This is a genomic window from Acidimicrobiales bacterium (genome assembly GCA_041394245.1).
In the GTDB taxonomy this organism is placed as follows: Bacteria; Actinomycetota; Acidimicrobiia; order Acidimicrobiales; family Aldehydirespiratoraceae; genus JAJRXC01.
The window spans coordinates 949,421-968,056 of the sequence record JAWKIR010000002.1 but is presented as its reverse complement, the minus strand read 5'-3'; the positions used below and the strand labels follow the sequence as shown (position 1 = coordinate 968,056).

The following is an 18,636-nucleotide window of genomic DNA, read 5'->3' as shown; positions in this document are numbered from 1 at the left end:
CCGATGCTCGAGCGGCTCCTCCCTGCGGGGCCGTGTCACCAGGTCAGGGTGCGCTGCAGTCAGCGGGCCGACGGCGACTTCCACGTCGATCTGCCCGCCGATGAGCTCGCCGCGCGTCGACAGGCGTTCGCGCCAGGGGAGTGGACGTGGTTTCGTCAGGTCCACGGCTCGACCGTGGTCTGTGTCACCGAGCCCGGCGGCGGTTCGGGCGCCGACGCCGACGCCGGTGTGACCGACGTCGTCGGTGCCGTGTTGGCGGTGCAGACGGCCGACTGTGTCCCCGTGGTGATGAGCGCCGATGGCGCGTTCGCCGTGGTGCATGCCGGCTGGCGTGGCGTCGTCGAGGGTGTGATTCCCGCCGCGACCGCTGCGTTGCGCTCGCGTGCGTCGGGCGACATCACCGCCTTCGTCGGACCCCACATCCGTGCTTCGCGCTACGCGTTCGGTGCGCGTGACCTCGATGCGGTGGCCGCGGTGGCTGGTGAGGGTGTGCGCTCGATCACCCACGACGGCGAACCCGCGCTCGACATGACGGCGGCCGTGCGATCGGTGCTCGCCGGTGAGAGGGTGGGGATCGTGGAGATGCTCGATGCCGACACCGCCGATTCCGGCTGGTTCTCCCACCGGGTGCGTGGCGACCGGGAACGCCAGGTGACGGTGGCATGGCTGGAGACGGTGGCAGCGTCGGAGGAGGGGCATCCATGATCGGGCCCGAACAGGTCGGGGAGCGCCTCGCCGCGGTGCAGGACCGACTCCACGCAGCCGGAGGCGACGACGTTCGGGTAGTGGCGGTCACGAAGGCATTCGGCATCGATGCCGTCGACGCTGCCGTGGCGTGCGGGATTCGTGACATCGGTGAGAGCTACGCCCAGGAGGCCGTCGCGAAGCTGGGGGGTCGAGACGTCGCCGCGACCGTGCACTTCATCGGCGGGCTGCAACGCAACAAGGTCCGCAAGCTCGCCGGAATCGTCGACGTGTGGCAGAGCGTCGACCGGCCCGAGCTCGCCGACGAGATCGCGTTGCGCGCGCCGGGCGCGCCGGTGATGTTGCAGGTCGACATCTCGGGCGAGGAGACCAAGGGCGGGTGTTCACCCGACGACGTTGCCGCCCTGCTCGAGCACGCACGAGCCGCCGGCCTCGACGTGGTCGGGCTCATGGGCATCGCCCCGTTGGGAGATCCGGGCGATTCCCGCCCCGGCTTTCGACAGCTCCGCTCCCTCGTCGACCGGTTCGGCCTCCGGGAGTGCTCGATGGGGATGACGGGTGATCTCGAGGTCGCAGTGGAGGAGGGGAGCACCATGATCCGGGTCGGAACGGCGCTGTTCGGCCCCCGTCCGCCGCGCCACTGATCCTCGCAGGCAGGACGTATATGGCGTGACCAGCGGGGATGCGGGAAATCCCTCCCCATGGGCGGCTAGCCTCATGCCAAGCGCAGGAGCATCAGCATGTTGAAGAAGGCGTTGATCTATCTCGGGCTCGGTCCCGACGAGGAATACGAGCAGTACGACGAGTTCGCACCCGCCGGTGCCGCCGGCGGCGCTGAGGTCGACCGGCCCACGGTGCGCGCCGTCGCAGAGCCGACGAGTCGACCTCCCAGCTCGACCGTGCGGCCCATCCCGACGAACTCGCAGCCGTCGACGGTGCGTGTGGTTCCCGCAGGCGAGCCCGCACCGGTGCGCGATCGCGTGAGCACGGCGGCACCCGGCTCGCGCTCCGGCGGCCCGTCCAGCATCGACGGCGCGTCGGCGATTCGCATCGTGGAGAGCGCACCGACCAAGCCCCACGCGGTGACACCCACGAGCTTCAACGAGGCGCAGTCGATCGGCGATCGTTTCAAGGTCGGGCAACCCGTGATCGTCAACCTCCAGGGCGTCGAGCGCGACCTGCGTCGCCGGCTCGTCGACTTCGCCAGCGGGCTCTGCTACGCGCTCGGCGGCAAGATGGACCGCGTCGCCGATCAGGTGTATCTGTTGACGCCGGCCGATGTCGAGGTGTCGTCCGACGACGCCCGCCGCGCCCTCGACTGAGCGATCGCGCCGCTTCATGGGAATCGTCTGTCTCGCGATCTCGATCTACATGTTGGTCATCCTGGTTCGGATCGTCCTCACCTGGTTCCCGCTGGACCCGAACGGCGCCATGGCGACCGTGGCCGGCTTCCTGTTCGTGATCACCGACCCCGTGCTCGGTCCGCTCCGCCGGGCGCTGCCACCGGTCCGGCTCGGTTCTGTTGCGCTCGACCTGTCGCCGATCATCGTCCTCATCGGCCTCCAGATCCTCCAGGGCGTGGTCTGCTGAGCGACCCTCGGCCCGTGGCAGAGGCTCCCCGATCCCGCGGATGTGAGCGTCTACGATCTGCCCATGGACGAACTCTCACCCTTGTTCCAGGAGATCGAGTTCCACGAGCGCTACCGCGGCTACGACCCCGATGAGGTCGACGCGTTCGTGGACCGTGTCGCACGTGCTGCCGCGGTGATGCGCGGACGGATCAGCGAACTGCACGAGCGGGTCGAGGCGGCCGAGGCCCGTGGTGGTTCGGCAACCGCCTCCGACACGGAGGAAACGTTGACGCGCACGCTGGTGCTCGCCCAGCGCACGGCCGATGCCGCGATCGCGGAGGCGCGTGAAGAAGCCGATCGCCTGACCGCCGATGCCGCAACGAGCGCGCAGGCGATCCTGTCGGCCGCCGAGGCCGAGGCGCAACTGTCCTTGCGGGAGGCCCACGCCGAGGCGACGGCCACGGTCAAGGATGCCGTCGACCGGGCCGGGCTGATTCTCGCCGAGGCCGAGACCGACCGCCGCGTCATGGTGGCCGAGGCCGAAGCGTTGGCGAGCGAGGCCGCGTCGGCCGAGCGTGAGCGCCTCGCCGTCGAGGTGGCGGAGCTGCACGAGTACCGAGCGTTCCTGGCCGACGACATCGAGATCCTCGAGCGCCACCTGGCCGACGAGCGCCATCAGCTCACGGCGTCGCTGTCGGCGTTGACGGATCTGCTCGAGTCCCCGGAAGCGTTCCGTGCGGCGCGTGTCCCCGCGACGAGTGGCGTCGAGATCGACACCGATCTCCTCGATCGCCTGTTGGCGAACGAGGAGGCCGCGGTCGACGATGTCGTAGCCGACGATCTCGCGGTCGCACGAGACGAGATCGCACGAGACGAGATCGAGCCCGAGGAGATCGAGCCGGAAGAGACCGCCCAGGAAGCGGCCGAATCCGCGCCGGTCTTCGAGCCTGCGCCCGTGTTCGAGCCCGAGGAGCAGCACCACACCATCGATCTCGTGGCCGCCGAGGCCGGGCCCGAACCGACCCCCGACGCAGGGTACGACGGGTGGTCCGCCGACGAGGCCGACGAGGTGGTCCCCACCGAGATCCGTCTCGACGAACCCGAGCCCGAAACCGATCCCGGGTCGCCGGTCGAGCCCGACCTCGGGGGCCGCGGCGAACCGGCGTTCGCAGGAATGGCGGAGAGCACGTTCGCCGAAGCGCCTGCACCGCAGCGGCTGGTCACTGCGGCCGACCTCGAGCGCTCGACCGCGTCGGCCGGCCGATTCGGCTTCGAGACGTCGACGGTCGACCGTTTCCACGACGATGCCGGCCCGGCCACAGAGGCGATGCCGATCGTGCCGGAGGGCTCGCTGTTCGCCGAGCCGGAGATCGACGACGACCCCTTCCTCGCGCAGCTCCGTGACGCGGTGGGCAGCGAGCCGATGCCCGAACGCGACGAGGAAGCGCTGAGTGCGTTCTTCGACCAGGAGGACGACGACGCCGGTCGGTCCTGGTTCGGTCGCCGTCGCTGAGACCCCTGATCGGGCCCCTCGGCCCGAGGGTGCGCGACATCCAACGAAAGTCTGCGTAGACTCTGCGCTTCGAACCGGGGTGACGGCCCCGTTTCGTTGGGGCAAGGAGCCTTGCAGCATGGCGACCGCAAAGAAAGCAGCAAAGACCGCGACGAAGAAGTCGGCCGCGAAGAAGACCGCCGCCGCGAAGAAGTCGCCTGCGAAGAAGTCAGCAGCGAAGAAGGCCGCCCCTCGGGCTGCGGCCGCCAAGAAGGCGGCGCCGGCGAAGAAGTCGACCACGAAGAAGGCATCTGTGACCCAGCCGGTGAAGAAGGCGGCCAAGTCGCCCTTCGGCAAGAAGTTCGTCGATGAGATGAAGGAGCGACTCATCAACGAGCGCGCCAAGTATCTCCACTCGGCCGAGGAGTACCGGGCCGAGGCGGAGGCGCTCATCGAGGGCCGTGAGCCCGGCGACGTCCAGTTCGACGAGGAGTCGGGCGAAGGCGACACGCTCGCCGTCGAACGCGAACGAGACCTCGCACTGTCGGCGCAGGCACGCGCTGCGGTCGAACAGATCGACGATGCCCTCTTGCGTATCGAGGCCGGAACCTACGGCGTGTGCGTCATGTCGGGCCTGCCGATTCCCCAGGAGCGGCTCCGCGCCATTCCGTGGGCGGCGGAGCGCGTCGAATACAAGGTCGGCGGTCTCGGACGGCGTTGAGCCGCGTCCGTCGGTGGCCTCTGCCATGAGTGACCACCTAGAGGAGACGATCCCGGCCGTGCTCGATGGCGAGCGTGTCGACCGCGCGGTCGCGCTGGTGGGCGACATCAGTCGATCCGTCGTCGCCCGGCTGATCGGTGAGGGAGCGGTGCGCATCGACGGTGTGCCGGTCCGCAGTGCGTCGTCTCGGGTGCGTGAAGGTCAGCTACTCGAGGTCGATCTGCCCGAACCCGTCGATCCGCGGCCGCTACCCGACCCGAGCGTCGAGTTCTCGATCCGTTACGAGGACGACGACGTCGTGGTGGTCGACAAGCCGGCCGGACTCGTGGTCCATCCGGGTGCCGGTCACGCCGAGGCCACGCTGGTCCACGGTCTCGTCCATCGCTACCCCGAGATCGCAGAGGTCGGCGAGGCGCACCGACCGGGGATCGTGCATCGCCTCGACCGCGGGACTTCGGGCCTGCTGGTCGTCGCCCGCACCGCGGCGGCCTACGACGAGCTCGTGCGACAGATGTCGGCTCATGAGCCCGAACGCATCTACTCCGCCCTCGTCTGGGGTCATCTGGAGAGCGACAGCGGGACGATCGACGCCCCCATCGGGCGGTCGCCGCGTCATCCCACCCGGATGGCGGTGAGCGATCAGGGGCGCCGTGCCGTGACCCACTATCGCGTCGACGAACGGTTCTCCGTTCCTCGCGACACCACGCTGCTGACGTGCCGCCTCGAGACCGGTCGGACCCACCAGATCCGGGTGCACCTGCGTGCGATCGGCCATCCGATCGTGGGCGACCGCGAGTACGACGGTGGTCGGCCCGGTCTCGACCCGGGGCGACCGTTTCTGCACGCCGGCGCGTTGCGCTTCGTGCATCCGGCCACGGGCGAGTCGATCGCCGTGGAGACTCCCCTCCCTCCCGACCTCGTCGAGTGTCTCGGGCAGTGCCGCTCCTAGGGGGTCGCGGGCGCTGAACCGTCAGCTCTCCTCGAGCGCCGGCCACGGCGCCCGCCCGCCGGCCATTTCGGCGATGTCGGCCAGCGTGAAGGAGTCGAGGAAGGTACGCATGTGGGTGCCCGCAGCGCCCCAGATCGTCAGGAGCACGCACTGGCCCTCGTGATCGCAGGCGCCGTCGGTGTGGGGCTCGCCGAAGTCGCCGGCCGTGATCGGGCCGTCGACCGCTCGAACGATCTCGGAGAGACGGATCGTCCCCGGCTCGCGGGCGAGGACGTAGCCGCCCCCGACCCCTCGCTTCGAGCGCACCAGGCCTGCGCCCTTGAGGGCGAGCAGGATCTGTTCGAGGTAGGGCTGAGGGAGTCCGGTTCGTTCGGCGATCTCGCGGACCGAGGTGGGGGCAGCCTCGGTGTGGAGCGCGAGCGACAACAACGCCCGGGCCGCATAGTCACCTCTGGTCGAGACACGCATCGGTCCGAGCCTAGATCGTTCGTCGCCGATCCGACGGACGCAGGGGTCGTGGTCCGACCCGAATGGCTGCGAGACTGGGGAGGTCCCGCCGATGCGGGTGAACCGGAGCGCTACGGAAGATGACGCGATGAGCGATGACGAACCGATCCTGCCGGCCTACCGCCGGGGCTGCGTCACCGATCTGATCCCTGCGCTTCTCGAACCGGCCGACGAACCGGGGCCGCAGCCGATCGTCGGTCCCGAGATCGTCGAGGCGTCGTCGGTGGTGGTGCTCGTGCTCGACGGGCTGGGATGGCATCAGCTCCGGGAGCGGGCCTCGATCGCGCCGACGCTGGCATCGATGGCGGGCGGACCGGTCACCACGGTCGCCCCCTCGACCACGGCGACGGCGCTCACATCGATCTCGACGGGTACCACGCCCGGACAGCACGGCGTCGTCGGCTACCGAATCGACGTCGACGGAGAGGTGCTCAACGCGTTGCGCTGGACAACGCCGCGGGGCGATGCCCGGGAGCGGATCGTTCCCGGCGACTTCCAACCCGAACCGGCGTTCCTCGGTCAACGGCCGCTCGTGATCACGATGGCCGGTTTCGAGGGGACCGGCTTCACCATGGCCCACCTCGCCGGGGTGCGGCATAGGGGGTGGCACACACTCCCGGGGCTCCCGGTCAACATCCGCCAGGCCGTCGCGGCCGGTGAACCGTTCGTCTACGCCTACTACGACGGCATCGACAAGACCGCGCACGTGCACGGCTTCGCCGAGCACTACGACGCCGAGCTCGCGGCGTGCGACCGGATGGTCGAGGAGCTGATGATGTCGCTGCCTCGCGGCACGGCGATCGTGGTGACGGCCGACCACGGCATCGTCGACTGCCTCGGACACGGGGTGTCGCTCACCCACGACGTCGAGCGTCATGTCGAGCGCCAGAGCGGCGAGGCACGGTTCCGGTGGCTCCACGCCGAGCCCGGCCACCACCGTGATCTGCTCGAGACCGCGAGCGCCGTCCACGGTGATGTCGCCTGGGTGCGGTCCGTCGAGCAGATCATCGACGACGGTTGGTTCGGACCCGAGGTGACCGACGCGGCCCGCAGGCGGCTCGGCGACGTCGCGATCGTCGCCCGGGGCCGCCACTACTTCCTCGACCCGGCCGATTCGCCGCGTGTCGAATTGGTCGGGCGGCATGGTTCACTGACGGCGGACGAGATGTTCGTCCCGATGTTGACCTTCGCGAGCTGAGTCGAGGAATCCCGTGACCGACCGAGTACCCGAACCCGTCGCCGAGCAGGAGTCCGACGCCACGGACGGCGACGGAGCGGGACCCCTGACCCCGGAGTTGCTCGAGCGCCCGGAGGTGCTCGAGGCCGGTGACGGGCCTGACGACGACCTCGACGAGACGGTGGATCATCCGGCCAAGGTGATGCGCATCGGCACGATGATGAAGCAGTTGCTGGAGGAGGTGCGGGTGGCCACCCTCGACGAGCCGTCGCGCGATCGCCTCCGCGAGATCTACGACACCTCGATCTCCGAACTCGGCTCGGCGCTGTCGCCTGACCTCCGGGGTGAACTGAACCGTCTCGCGTTGCCGTTCTCCGACGGTGAGGTCCCGTCCGCGGCCGAACTCCAGATCGCGAAAGCCCAGCTCGTCGGCTGGCTCGAGGGTCTCGTCCAGGGGATGCAGGCGATGCTGTTCGCCCAGCAGATGGCCGCGCAGCAGCAGTTGCAGTCGATGCGAGCCGAGCTCGGCCCTCCGGGAGCCGACGGCCGGCCCGCGCCCGACGAGCGACCCGGCACATACCTCTAGTCGAGGGGTGGCGCACTCCCGCGCCGCGCGGATAGGGTCGAATCACAGCCGTGTGATTTGTCCACACGGTGTCCACAGGCCGGTCCACAAGCGGGAAACACGGGGGAGTCCGTGGGGGATTCGTTCACCCATCTCCACGTCCACACCGAGTACTCGATGCTCGATGGTGCGTCGCGCCTCGACGATGTCATCCATGCCGCCGTCGTCGACGGACAACCGGCCCTCGGCATCACCGATCACGGCAACATGTACGGCGTTCTCGACTTCTACCGGGGATGTCGCGACCAGGGCATCAAGCCGATCATCGGCACCGAGGTGTATCTCGCCCACGAGTCACGCGAGGAGCGCCCGAACCGGCGGGGCAAGGCCGACGACTCCGGCGGCGACACCGGCGGCGGCCAGAAGCTCTACTACCACGCGATCCTCCTCGCCGAGAACGACGTCGGCTACAAGAACCTGATCCAGCTCTCGAGTCAGGCGTTCCTCACCGGCTACCACTACAAGCCCCGCGCCGACTGGGAGCTGCTCGACAAGTACCACGAAGGCCTGATCATCACATCAGGCTGCCTCGGCGGTCACGTGCTCCAGAGCCTCATGCAGGGCCAGGAGCAGGTGGCGTTGCAGCAGGCGGCACGCTTCCAGGAGATCTTCGGGCGCGACAACTTCTTCATCGAGATCCAGGACCACGGCATCCCCGAGCAGCGCCAGACCAACCCGATGCTCCTGGAGATCGCCAGGAAGATCCAGGCGCCCGTCCTCGCCACCAACGACAGCCACTACACCCACCAGCACGACGCCGAGGCCCACGATGCCCTGTTGTGTGTGCAGACGGGTTCGCTGCTGAGCGACACCGATCGCTTCAAGTTCCACGGCGATCAGCACTATCTGAAGAGTGCGGGTGAGATGCGCCGCCTGTTCGCCGAGGTGCCGTCATCGTGCGACAACTCGCTGTGGATCGCGGAGCGCGCCGACGTCACCATCGAGTTCGGCCAACCCCAGCTCCCCGAGTTCCCGCTCCCCGAGGGGTTCGAGACCGACACGGCGTACCTGCGTCATCTCACCTATGAGGGGGCGCGGAAGCGGTGGGGTCAGCATCTGCCCGAGCACATCGTCGAACGCCTCGACTACGAGCTCGGTGTCATCGACAGCATGGGGTTCTCGGCGTACTTCCTGATCACCTGGGATCTCATCAAGTTCGCCCGCGACAACGACATCCGAGTCGGCCCCGGCCGTGGGTCCGCGGCAGGGTGTGCGGTGGCGTACACGCTGTGGATCACCGATCTCGACCCGATCAAGTACGACCTCCTGTTCGAGCGGTTCCTCAACCCCTCGCGCGTGTCGATGCCCGACATCGACATGGACTTCGACACTCGCTACCGCGACAACATGATCCGGTACGCGGCCGAGAAGTACGGGCGCGACAATGTCGCCCAGATCGTCACCTTCAGCCAGATCAAGGCCCGAGCGGCCGTGCGCGATGCCGCCCGGGTGCTGGGCTACCCCTACGCGGTCGGCGACAAGGTCGCGAAGGCGATGCCGCCGCTCATCATGGGCCGCGACACGCCGTTGAAGTACTGCTTCGAGGAGCATCCCAAGTACCTCGACGGCTACAAGGCGGCCGGCGAACTGCGCGACATGGTCAGCTCCGACGCCGACATCAGCCGGGTGGTCGAGGTCGCGAAGGGTCTCGAGGGCCTGCGTCGACAGGACGGCATCCACGCCGCCGCCGTGGTGATCACCAACGAACCGCTGACCGAGTACCTGCCGATCCAGCGCAAGCCCGAAGCCGGCAAGTCGATCGACGAAGCCCCGGTCGTCACCCAGTACGAGATGCACGGGGTCGAAGACCTCGGCCTGCTCAAGATGGACTTCCTCGGCCTGCGCAACCTCGATGTGATCTCCGACTGCCTGGCGTTGATCAAGGAGACCCAGCACATCGACCTCGACATCGACGCGGTGACCCTCGAGGACGGTCCGACGTTCGACCTGTTGAAGAAGGGCGAGACGATCGGCGTCTTCCAGCTCGAGTCCGGGCCGATGCGGGCGCTGATCCGTTCCCTGGCACCCGATTCCTTCGACGACGTCGCCGCCCTCGTGGCGCTCTATCGGCCCGGGCCGATGGCGGCCAACATGCACAACGACTACGCCGATCGCAAGAACGGCCGCAAGCCCGTCGAATACATCCATCCCGATGCCGAGGAACTGCTCGGCGACACCTACGGCCTGATGATCTATCAGGAGAGCGTCATGCGGATGGCGCAGAAGTTCGCCGGCTATTCGCTCGCCGAAGCGGACTCCCTGCGCAAGGCCATGGGCAAGAAGATCCGCGAAGCGATGGAGAAGGAGCGCCAGAAGTTCACCGACGGCGTCGTCGCCAACGGCTATGAGCACTCGCTCGCCGTGGAGATGTTCGACATCATCGCCCAGTTCGCCGATTACGCGTTCAACAAGAGCCATTCCTACGGCTACGGCTACGTCGCCTACCAGATCGCCTATCTCAAGGCGAACTATCCCGTCGAGTACCTGTCGGCGCTGTTGACGAGCGTCAAGACCAAGCTCGAATCGGCGGCCGTGTATCTCAACGAGTGCCGGCTCATGGGCATCGAGGTGGAGGTTCCCGACATCAATCGGTCGGAATCCGACTTCACGCCGGTGCCCAACCTCGAGTGGGGACCGGCCGACGTCGCCGATCGCAAGCTCACGCCGGGCAGCATCATCTTCGGGCTGTCGGCGATCCGCAACGTCGGGGTCGGGTTCGTCGAGAAGGTCCTCGAGGAACGCAACGCCAACGGTCCGTTCGAGTCGTTCGTCGACTTCGTCGAGCGGGTCGACCTCGATGCGCTCAACAAGCGCACGATCGAGTCGTTGATCAAGGGCGGCGCGTTCGATTCACTCGGTCATCCGCGCAAGGGCCTGCTCCAGGTCCACGAACAGATCATCGACCTGACGGTCCAGCGCCGCAAGGAACACGACATGGGCGTCATGTCGCTGTTCGGTGAGCTCGACGACGGCCCCTCGTTCGACGAGCGCCCGAAGGTGCCCGATGTCGAGTTCGACAAGATGCCGAAGCTCGCGCACGAAAAGGAGATGCTCGGCCTCTACATCTCGGATCATCCGCTGCTCGGGTTCGAACAGCACGTCCGGCGCAAGGTCGACTGCTCGATCGGGGAGCTGGCCGAAGGCGAGGACGGCGCGATCAAGAAGGTCGGCGGCGTCATCACCAACCTGCAGCGCAAGTGGACGCGCAAGGGCGACCTGATGGCGGTGTTCGAGCTCGAGGACCTCGAGGGGTCCGTCGAGGTCATGGTCTTCCCGCGCACGATGCAGGAGCACGGTCCGAAGCTCGAGGACGACACCATCGTGTTGGTGCGGGGACGGCTCGAGAACGACGGTGATCTGCCCAAGCTGTTCGCCCAGGACATCGAGATCATCGAGGACCTGTCCGACAACCAGCCGGTGCGGGTGCGGCTCGACCCGTCCGGCGGCTCCGAGGGCAAGATCGCCGAACTGAAGAGCATCCTGAGTGCGCACCCGGGCGACTCGCCGGTCGAGCTGCACCTCAGCGACCGTCGGGTGATCCGCCTGCCCGACGACTACGCGGTCAACAACGCCAACGGCGTGGTGGCCGAGCTCCGGGTGCTGCTCGGGCCCGATTCGATCCTCGTCTGAGCGAAGGTCGACGCAGCGGCGCGGCACGTTCACCGACCGTGAGGTTGCGATTCGCGCGTTCACCCTGAAAACTGACGGGGTCCGAAGTACGCGAGTGGGGGCCCGGCAGCCGATGGCGATTGAAGTCGAAACGAAGGATTGCACGGCGGTCAGCGATGCCGAACTCGCGGAAATGGCGGATCTCTGTGCGGAGTCGCCCAACGCGTTCGAGGTCGGGCTGCTGTCGAAGCAGTGCGAGGCATGGGTCCTCGTCACGGTCGCCAGCGAGGCCGGCAAGATCCGCGGGTTCTCGTTCTGCACGCTGGAGCGCATCGGGGGCACGCCCAGCATCCTGATCGGCGCCGGCCACGTGTGTCGCAACACCAAGCGCGACACGGTGCTGCGCGCGATCATGACCGACCAACTCCGGCGCAGCGTCCTCGCCTTCCCCGACGAGGACGTGCTCGTCGGTGCCCAGATCAACGACGCCGGCGCGTTCGAGGCCTACAAGGCGCTCGACGACATCGTGCCCCGTCCCGGCCACAAGGCATCGGGTGAGGAACGCGCGTGGGGCCGTCGCCTGGCCAAGCGCTTCGGCATCGATTCCGCCAACTACGAAGACCGTGAGTTCGTCGTGCGGGGCGGCGGGGCGCAGCCGGTGCTGTTCGACCACGCCAGCGCCAAGCCCGAGAAGATCGATGCCGATGTGGCATCCCAGCTCGACGCACTCGACATCGCCGCGGGCGACACGCTGATCGCGTTCGGTTGGGCCATGGCCGAGGACCTCGAGAAGCTCCTCTGAGCCACACGTCTCGCGGAGGCGACGGGCCGGATCGGCTCCGCCCGACATTCGCCGAAGTCGTCCGCCGTCGACGGATGACGCGGGCGTTTCTGCCGACCGCCGTTGCGCCCGAAACCATCGACCGTCTCCTGGATGGGGCGCGGCGCTCGCCTTCGGCCGGAAACACCGCGGCGATCGAGTTCCTCGTGCTCGACGAGCCGGCGTCGGTGGACGCCTACTGGAGCACGACGCTGCCCGACGCGCGGCGCGCGACGTTTCCGTGGCCGCAGCTGCTCGATGCGCCCGTGCTGGTGATCCCGTGGGTGGCGCCCGCCGCCTATGTCGCTCGCTACGCGGAACCCGACAAAGCCCGCACGGGCCTCGGCAGTTCGATCGACGACTGGACGGTCCCGTACTGGTTCGTCGACGGCGGTGCTGCGGTGATGTCGCTGCTGCTCGGCGCGGAGGCGGAGGGCCTCGGGGCGCTCCTGTTCGGTCTCTTCGAGCACGAGGACGCCGTCCGCGAACGCTTCGCGGTGCCCGCCGACCGGCGGGCCGTGGGTGCGATCGCCATCGGCCACCGTGCCCCGGACCGGCCGTCGGCCTCGGCGGGTCGACCGCGACCGTCTCTCGACGCGGTGGTCCATCGCGGCACGTGGTGAACCGCCCGCTCGTGAGACCGGCGCAGGCCGGGACGGACTCGATGGGACGGGCGGTTGGTGTGAATGCGGCCTGCGCCGTTACCCTCGGCATCGTTCACCCTTTCCCCGAATCCGGAGGCACGATGGCCGCGAAGAAACCCGCGAAGAAGGCGGCGGCGAAGAAGCCGGCTGCGAAGCGAGCGCCTGCGAAGGCGACGCCGCAGGTCCCCCTCGTCGACTACCTGCGCCTCGGCCAGCGGCCCTACCTCTCGGCCAACGAGTGCACGAACTGCGGCGCCCGGTTCTTCGACCGCCGCAACGCCTGCGCCAACTGCGGAAAGCGGGAGTTCAAGAAGGCCCGTGTGCGCAACGGCGCGAAGCTCAAGGCGTTCACGATCGTGCATCGCGCGGCCCCCGGTATCCCGGCGCCCTACGTCTCGGCGATCGTCGAGACCGACGATGGCACCACCGTTCGCTCCAACGTGGTGAACTGTGAACCCACGCCTGAGGCCGTCAGCCTCGGGATGAAGCTGAAGCTGACCACCTATCCGATCGGCAAGGACGACGAGGGCACCGAAGCCATCGCGTTCGGCTACGAACCCGTCTGACGGCGCAGAAAGGCACCTGAACATGGCAGTGAAGAGCGCAACGAAGAAGTCCCCCGCAAAGAAGGCCCCGGCCCGCAAGAAGACGGCGGCCTCCAAGATCGACGATGACAGTGTCTGGTTGATCGGCACCGACATGACGGCATTCGGTCGGTACCCCGACAAGGACGCGGTCGATCTCGCCGCGACCGTGTCGATGAATGCCCTCGACGACGCCGGTGTCACCATCCACGACATGGACGTGATCGGCGCCGGAACCCTGTTCCAGGCGTCGACCGGCATGGGCCAGCGGGTGCAGAAGCAGATCGGCCAGACCGGCGTCCCGGTGTTCAACGTCGCCAACGCGTGCGCGACCGGTGCCACGGCGATCCGAACGGTCTATCTCTCGATCAAGGCCGGTGAGGCCGACATGGGTCTGGCCTTCGGCGTCGAGCAGATGGGCAAGATGGGCATGCTCACCGGTGCCACCAAGAAGGAGAGCAACGTCTACGAGCCCGACGGGCGCTATGGCGCGGTGACGGGTGTCGACGGCTACATCGGGACCGAGGGAATGCCCGGCGTGTTCGCCCAGGCGGGCATGGAGTACGCCAACGAGTACGACGGCGTCGGCTTCGAGCAGTTCGCCAAGGTCGCCTACAAGAACCACCTCCATTCCACGCTGAACCCCCTTGCCCAGTACCGCAAGGAGTTCTCGATGGAGGAGATCATGGGTGCGCCCACGATGAGCTATCCCAACACCTTGCTGATGTGTTGCCCCACGGGCGACGGCGCGGCGGCCGCGGTGCTCGTCTCGGGCTCGCGCCTGAAGAGCATGCCGAAGGCGGTGCAGAAGCGAGCGGTGAAGATCTCGGCCTCCGTGCTGACCTCGGACCCCTACACCGAGTCTGCGCAGGTCCAGCCCGACGTCAACACGCTCACTCGCAATGCCGCGACGCAGGCCTATGAGACCGCAGGTGTCGACCCGAAGGACCTCGACCTCGTCGAGCTCCACGACTGCTTCGCCACCGCCGAGCTCATCCACTACGACAACCTCGGGCTCTGCGAGAAGGGTGGCGCCGGCGAGTTCATCGATTCCGGCGCGCCGTTCCGCGACGGCTCGACGCCGGTCAACGTGTCGGGCGGCCTCATCTCGAAGGGCCACCCGATCGGGGCCACCGGTGTCGCCAACATCTACGAGGTGGCCACCCACCTGCGCGGTGAGGCCGGCGATCGCCAGATCAAGGGGGCCAAGGTGGGCTTGGCCCATGTGATCGGGCTCGGTTCGGCATGTGGCATCCACGTGCTCGAGAAGTCCGGTCTGTAGCCCCGAACCCACATGCACGATCCGCTGCGGGCACGGCCCGGCTCCTCCGGGAGCTGGGACCGTGCCCGTCGCGCGTATGTCGCGCTCCTGGGTGGCGACGATCCGGCCGCGGTCCTGCTCGCCGCCGGTGCCCTCGACCTCCGGCTCGGATACGAGCCGGGTGAATGGGATCCCTCCCGTTGCATCGTCGTGTCCGGCCCGGACGATCTGGCCCAACTGCGAGCCGTCGTCGAGGAGGCGGTCGGGGTCGGCGCCTGGCCGCTGGTGGACCCCGCCGACGGTGAGCCGATCGGCACACACCTCGGGCCGGGTCGGTCGGGCGCGATGCTCGGCCTGCTGATGGCGATGGAGGGGCTCGTCGAGAGCCGGAGTCCGTGGGGACGGTGGCGGACGGTGGTCGACACCATCGCGGCGCGGGTCGCCACCATCGACGAGGTCACCGTCGATCTGCGGGTGGTCCAACCGCGACACGACGCGCCGCGGTCTTTCCCGTTGCCCGGCCGGGCGGACTAGGGTCCTGCGGCCGAGCGGACTCCGACAGGTGCCCGCCCGACATCCATCACGACAGGTCCACGGAGGTCCTGATGTCATACCAAGGAGGACGAGCATGAAGGCTCGACGTCGGCACGCCAGTTGGCGGGCACTGATCGCAACAACACTGGTTCTGGCCGTGTTCTCCGCAGCATGCGGCGACGACACGTCCACATCCGAGCCGCCCGACGACACGGGATCCGTCGACGGCTTCGAGGGTACGCTCACGATCGGGGCGATTCCCGATCAGGATCCCGAGCGACTCCAACGCACGTACGGAATCCTCGCCGACCATGTCGAGTCGGCCATGCCCGGCGTGACGGTCGAGTACGTGCCCGTCACCGACTACGAGGGCGCCGTGACCGGGTTCCGTGTCGGTGATCTCGACATCGTGTGGTTCGGTGGTCTGACCGGCGTTCAGGCCAGACTCGAGGTCGACGGTGCACAGGCAATCGCACAGCGAGACATCGACGAAGCCTTCACGACGGTGTTCATCGCGTCGACCGACTCCGGGATCGGCCCGATCGCCGATGTCGACGGGCTCTCCGCGCTGAGCGGCCATTCGCTGACCTTCGGCTCGGAGTCGTCGACGTCCGGTCGGCTCATGCCGCAGTACTTCCTCGGCGAGGCCGGTCTCGACATCGACTCCAGCTTCGCCGGTCAGGTCGGCTTCTCCGGCTCCCACGACGCGACGATCGAGGTCGTCAGCGCCGGGACCTATGAGGTCGGGGCCCTGAACTCCCAGGTCTGGGACGATCGGTCGGTCGAGGGCGTGGTCGACGCGGACAAGGTCATCGAGGTCTTCCGTACCCCGACCTACTACGACTACCACTGGGTCGCTCGGCCCGACATCGACGATCGGCTCGGCGATGGCGCGACGGAGGCGTTCGTCGAGGCGCTGCTCGCACTCGACGCCGACGATCCCGCCGACGCGGAGATTCTCGACCTGTTCGGTGCGGGTGGGTTCATCCGGACCGAGAACGGGAACTACGACGCGATCGAGGCAGTGGGTCGTGCCGTCGGACTCATCCGCTGAGCCTCGGCGACGCGCCCCTGATCCCGGCACCACCACGGGCGACGCCGCGACCCTGAGCGGGGTCACGGTTCGTCACGGTGCGATCGCTGCGCTCGCCGGCGTCGACCTCTCGGTCACGTCCGGCGAGCGGGTCGCGCTCGTGGGCCCCAGTGGTGCGGGGAAGTCGACGCTGCTGTCGATCGTCGCCGGGCTCGTGACGCCGACCGAGGGCTCGGTGACGGTGCTGGGGTCCGACCTCGAATCGCTGCGCGGCCGGCGCCTGCGTGCACATCGGACCCAGGTGGGAATCGTCAGCCAGCAGTTGCATCTTCCCGGGTCGTTGCGGGTGATCCACAACATCAACGCGGGTCGGCTCGGTCGGCGTTCCACCCCGAGGTCCCTGCTGTCGCTGATCCGGCCGGACGGCATCGAGGAGGCCGAGGAGGTCCTGCGTCAGGTCGGGTTGCACGATGTGGTCGCGAAGCCGACGGGGACGTTGTCGGGCGGCGAGCAACAACGCGTCGCGGTGGCGAGAGTGCTGCGACAGGAACCCAGCCTGGTGCTGGCCGACGAACCGGTCTCGGCCGTCGACCCCCGCCTGAGCGACGACGTTCTCGCGCTGCTCTGTGATCCGTCCGCGGCGTGGACGACCGTCGTCAGCCTCCACGAGCCGGCGCTGGCCCGGCGCCACGCGACCCGGATCATCGGCCTTCGGAGTGGGCGGGTCGCGTTCGATCAGCCGGCCGCCGCCGTCACAGACGACGACCTCGCCGATCTGTATCGCGCCGAACCGGCGTGAGCGCATCGCGACCCGCGTCGGCGACGACCCGCCGTCGCATCCTGATCGGGCTGTGCGCGGCGCTGGCCTGGGCGGTGCAGACCGCAGGCGTGGGCGATGACATCGTCAACTCGGGTGGTTGGCCGAGCTTTCGCCGCTTCTGGGGCGCCATCGCCTCTCCGGAGCTCGGGGGGACGTTCGTTCGGCTGACGATCGAGGCGGCCGGCGTGACACTGGCATTCGCCGTGCTCGGGACGGTGCTCGCCCTCGTCCTCGGGTCGCTCGGTGGTCTCGTGCTCTCCGAACTGCTCTGGGAAGGGCGACGCGGCCGATGGTTCTTCCGCGCGCTCTTCACGCTGCCCCGAGCGGTGCACGAGGTCCTCTGGGCGCTGCTGCTCATCCAGTTCCTCGGGTTCGACCCGATGGTGGCGGTGCTCGCCATCGGTGTGCCGTTCGGTGCGGTCACGGCGAAGGTCTTCGCCGAGACGATCGACGACGCCGATGCCGGTCCGTACCGCCTGCTGCGGGCCAGTGGTGCGAGTCGCCTGGCGGCGCTCTCGTTCGCCATCGTGCCGAACGTCAAGGCGGACCTGATCTCGTACGGCTTCTACCGCCTGGAGTGCGCGATCCGCTCGGCGGCCGTACTCGGCGTGATCGGCGCCGGTGGTCTGGGGTTCCAGCTCGACCTCAGCTTCCAGTCGCTTCGGTACGGCGAGATCTGGACGCTCATCGCCGCGTTGATGGTCCTGTCGGGTCTTGCCGACGGCTGGTCGGCCCGGGTGCGTCATGGCACCGGCATGAGGATCGGTACATGGTCCATGGTGGTAGTGGCGGTTCTCGTTCCGTTCTCGTGGCGATGGACCGGCATCGACCCCGGATCGCTGTGGTCCGAGCGAACCCGTCGGCTGGCCGTCGAGTTCGGCCGTGATCTCCTGCCGCCGCGGCTCGGTCCGGGAGGTTTCGGCGAGCTGTTCTCCGCGTCGATCGAGACGCTGGCGATGTCGGTGCTCGCCACCACGATCGCGATCGGCGGCGCCGTGCTGCTCGGCACGGTGGCGAGCCGTCCACGCTCGTCCGTCGACGGCGAGACCCTGGCCGGGCGGGTCTCACGGTTGGTCGTCCGGACGACGCTGTTGCTGCTGCGGGCCGTGCCGGCACCGATGTGGGCGTTCGTGTTCGTGCTCGTCCTGTTTCCCGGGATGTGGCCCGGCGCGGTCGCGCTCGGCATCTACAACCTCGGCGTCGTCGGCCGACTGTTCGCGGAGACCTTCGAGGACACCGATCCGGCGCCCGCCCGCGTACTCGCCGTGTCCGGCGCCTCGCCGACGGAACGGTTCGCCTACGCCACGTTCCCGGCCGCCGGGCCGAGGCTCGTGTCGATCGGTCTCTACCGGTGGGAGGTCATCCTGAGAGAGACCGTGGTGGTGGGCGTGGTGGGGGCCGGTGGTCTCGGGCGGCTCGCGCAGGAACACCTCGCGGCGAGGGATTTTCCGGCCGTGCTCGGGGTCGTGGGGGCACTGGTCGTCCTCTCGCTCGGGGTCGACACGATCGGTGCGTTGCTCCGCCGGACCCTGCGGGTCCCGGGCTGAGAACTCGTCGACGACGCAGGTCGCGCGATGCGCGCGG

The 18,636-nt window shown here is 68.4% G+C and carries 19 protein-coding genes; 18 read left to right on the top strand and 1 reads right to left on the bottom strand.

Annotation, left to right across the window (positions count from 1 at the left end; translation table 11 throughout):
- Window positions 1-3 precede the first annotated feature (3 nt).
- From R2707_04845 to R2707_04815, 7 genes are all read left to right on the top strand, one after another.
- The gene (locus R2707_04845) at window positions 4-705 is read left to right on the top strand and encodes a polyphenol oxidase family protein (GenBank protein ID MEZ5244405.1); all 702 of its coding nucleotides are present in this window, start codon (window positions 4-6) and stop codon (window positions 703-705) included.
- Window positions 702-1,349 (top strand): YggS family pyridoxal phosphate-dependent enzyme, encoded by a 648-nt coding sequence (locus tag R2707_04840; GenBank protein MEZ5244404.1) that lies wholly within the window; start codon window positions 702-704, stop codon window positions 1,347-1,349. The genes R2707_04845 and R2707_04840 overlap by 4 nt, the downstream gene beginning before the upstream one ends.
- Before the next feature lie 96 nt (window positions 1,350-1,445).
- On the top strand, window positions 1,446-2,027 hold the full coding sequence (gene sepF, locus R2707_04835) for a cell division protein SepF (protein ID MEZ5244403.1): 582 nt from the start codon (window positions 1,446-1,448) through the stop codon (window positions 2,025-2,027).
- 16 nt (window positions 2,028-2,043) lie between these two features.
- Window positions 2,044-2,295, top strand: a complete 252-nt coding sequence (locus tag R2707_04830; GenBank protein ID MEZ5244402.1) for a YggT family protein — start codon at window positions 2,044-2,046, stop codon at window positions 2,293-2,295.
- Between the two features lie 63 nt (window positions 2,296-2,358).
- Entirely contained in the window at window positions 2,359-3,789 is a 1,431-nt protein-coding gene (locus R2707_04825) for a DivIVA domain-containing protein (GenBank protein MEZ5244401.1), read from the top strand.
- Window positions 3,790-3,907: 118 nt separating this feature from the next.
- The gene (locus tag R2707_04820; GenBank protein MEZ5244400.1) at window positions 3,908-4,489 is read left to right on the top strand and encodes a hypothetical protein; all 582 of its coding nucleotides are present in this window, start codon (window positions 3,908-3,910) and stop codon (window positions 4,487-4,489) included.
- 25 nt (window positions 4,490-4,514) lie between these two features.
- Window positions 4,515-5,438 (top strand): RluA family pseudouridine synthase, encoded by a 924-nt coding sequence (locus R2707_04815; protein ID MEZ5244399.1) that lies wholly within the window; start codon window positions 4,515-4,517, stop codon window positions 5,436-5,438.
- A gap of 21 nt (window positions 5,439-5,459) precedes the next feature.
- Here the strand turns inward: R2707_04815 and R2707_04810 are convergent, their stop codons facing one another.
- Window positions 5,460-5,906 carry an Rrf2 family transcriptional regulator gene (locus R2707_04810; GenBank protein MEZ5244398.1) on the bottom strand — a complete coding sequence of 149 codons (447 nt, stop codon included), beginning with the start codon at window positions 5,904-5,906 and terminating at the stop codon, window positions 5,460-5,462.
- 127 nt (window positions 5,907-6,033) lie between these two features.
- Here R2707_04810 and R2707_04805 point away from each other — a divergent pair, with 127 nt between their 5' ends.
- The 11 genes from R2707_04805 (at window position 6,034) to R2707_04755 (ending at window position 18,599) form a co-directional block, all read left to right on the top strand.
- On the top strand, window positions 6,034-7,143 hold the full coding sequence (locus tag R2707_04805; protein ID MEZ5244397.1) for an alkaline phosphatase family protein: 1,110 nt from the start codon (window positions 6,034-6,036) through the stop codon (window positions 7,141-7,143).
- Between the two features lie 13 nt (window positions 7,144-7,156).
- Complete coding sequence (locus R2707_04800; GenBank protein ID MEZ5244396.1) at window positions 7,157-7,708, top strand: proteasome activator; 552 nt, start codon at window positions 7,157-7,159, stop codon at window positions 7,706-7,708.
- A gap of 111 nt (window positions 7,709-7,819) precedes the next feature.
- Window positions 7,820-11,377 (top strand): DNA polymerase III subunit alpha, encoded by a 3,558-nt coding sequence (gene dnaE, locus R2707_04795; GenBank protein MEZ5244395.1) that lies wholly within the window; start codon window positions 7,820-7,822, stop codon window positions 11,375-11,377.
- 112 nt (window positions 11,378-11,489) lie between these two features.
- Complete coding sequence (locus tag R2707_04790; protein ID MEZ5244394.1) at window positions 11,490-12,158, top strand: hypothetical protein; 669 nt, start codon at window positions 11,490-11,492, stop codon at window positions 12,156-12,158.
- On the top strand, window positions 12,122-12,799 hold the full coding sequence (locus R2707_04785; GenBank protein MEZ5244393.1) for a nitroreductase family protein: 678 nt from the start codon (window positions 12,122-12,124) through the stop codon (window positions 12,797-12,799). Before R2707_04790 ends, R2707_04785 begins: the two co-directional genes overlap by 37 nt.
- A 122-nt stretch (window positions 12,800-12,921) precedes the next feature.
- Window positions 12,922-13,386 carry an OB-fold domain-containing protein gene (locus R2707_04780; GenBank protein MEZ5244392.1) on the top strand — a complete coding sequence of 155 codons (465 nt, stop codon included), beginning with the start codon at window positions 12,922-12,924 and terminating at the stop codon, window positions 13,384-13,386.
- Window positions 13,387-13,408: 22 nt separating this feature from the next.
- Window positions 13,409-14,686 (top strand): thiolase family protein, encoded by a 1,278-nt coding sequence (locus tag R2707_04775; GenBank protein MEZ5244391.1) that lies wholly within the window; start codon window positions 13,409-13,411, stop codon window positions 14,684-14,686.
- Window positions 14,687-14,698: 12 nt separating this feature from the next.
- Window positions 14,699-15,199, top strand: coding sequence for a hypothetical protein (locus R2707_04770; protein ID MEZ5244390.1), 501 nt, complete (start codon window positions 14,699-14,701; stop codon window positions 15,197-15,199).
- Window positions 15,200-15,293: 94 nt separating this feature from the next.
- A complete protein-coding gene (locus tag R2707_04765; GenBank protein MEZ5244389.1) occupies window positions 15,294-16,253 on the top strand; it encodes a putative selenate ABC transporter substrate-binding protein in 960 nt (319 codons plus the stop codon).
- Window positions 16,231-17,031 (top strand): ATP-binding cassette domain-containing protein, encoded by an 801-nt coding sequence (locus R2707_04760; GenBank protein MEZ5244388.1) that lies wholly within the window; start codon window positions 16,231-16,233, stop codon window positions 17,029-17,031. Before R2707_04765 ends, R2707_04760 begins: the two co-directional genes overlap by 23 nt.
- On the top strand, window positions 17,028-18,599 hold the full coding sequence (locus R2707_04755) for an ABC transporter permease subunit (protein ID MEZ5244387.1): 1,572 nt from the start codon (window positions 17,028-17,030) through the stop codon (window positions 18,597-18,599). The genes R2707_04760 and R2707_04755 overlap by 4 nt, the downstream gene beginning before the upstream one ends.
- The last annotated feature ends 37 nt before the right edge of the window (window positions 18,600-18,636 follow it).

Bases quoted from the DNA above. Each gene is read 5' to 3' on its own strand.
- R2707_04775 (MEZ5244391.1), top strand. From the start codon at position 13,409: ATGGCAGTGAAGAGCGCAACGAAGAAGTCCCCCGCAAAGAAGGCCCCG.
- R2707_04765 (MEZ5244389.1), top strand. From the start codon at position 15,294: ATGAAGGCTCGACGTCGGCACGCCAGTTGGCGGGCACTGATCGCAACA.
- R2707_04845 (MEZ5244405.1), top strand. From the start codon at position 4: ATGCTCGAGCGGCTCCTCCCTGCGGGGCCGTGTCACCAGGTCAGGGTG.
- R2707_04790 (MEZ5244394.1), top strand. From the start codon at position 11,490: ATGGCGATTGAAGTCGAAACGAAGGATTGCACGGCGGTCAGCGATGCC.
- R2707_04805 (MEZ5244397.1), top strand. From the start codon at position 6,034: ATGAGCGATGACGAACCGATCCTGCCGGCCTACCGCCGGGGCTGCGTC.
- sepF (MEZ5244403.1), top strand. From the start codon at position 1,446: ATGTTGAAGAAGGCGTTGATCTATCTCGGGCTCGGTCCCGACGAGGAA.
- R2707_04825 (MEZ5244401.1), top strand. From the start codon at position 2,359: ATGGACGAACTCTCACCCTTGTTCCAGGAGATCGAGTTCCACGAGCGC.
- R2707_04815 (MEZ5244399.1), top strand. From the start codon at position 4,515: ATGAGTGACCACCTAGAGGAGACGATCCCGGCCGTGCTCGATGGCGAG.
- R2707_04820 (MEZ5244400.1), top strand. From the start codon at position 3,908: ATGGCGACCGCAAAGAAAGCAGCAAAGACCGCGACGAAGAAGTCGGCC.
- R2707_04830 (MEZ5244402.1), top strand. From the start codon at position 2,044: ATGGGAATCGTCTGTCTCGCGATCTCGATCTACATGTTGGTCATCCTG.
- R2707_04810 (MEZ5244398.1), bottom strand. From the start codon at position 5,906: ATGCGTGTCTCGACCAGAGGTGACTATGCGGCCCGGGCGTTGTTGTCG.
- R2707_04840 (MEZ5244404.1), top strand. From the start codon at position 702: ATGATCGGGCCCGAACAGGTCGGGGAGCGCCTCGCCGCGGTGCAGGAC.
- R2707_04780 (MEZ5244392.1), top strand. From the start codon at position 12,922: ATGGCCGCGAAGAAACCCGCGAAGAAGGCGGCGGCGAAGAAGCCGGCT.
- R2707_04770 (MEZ5244390.1), top strand. From the start codon at position 14,699: ATGCACGATCCGCTGCGGGCACGGCCCGGCTCCTCCGGGAGCTGGGAC.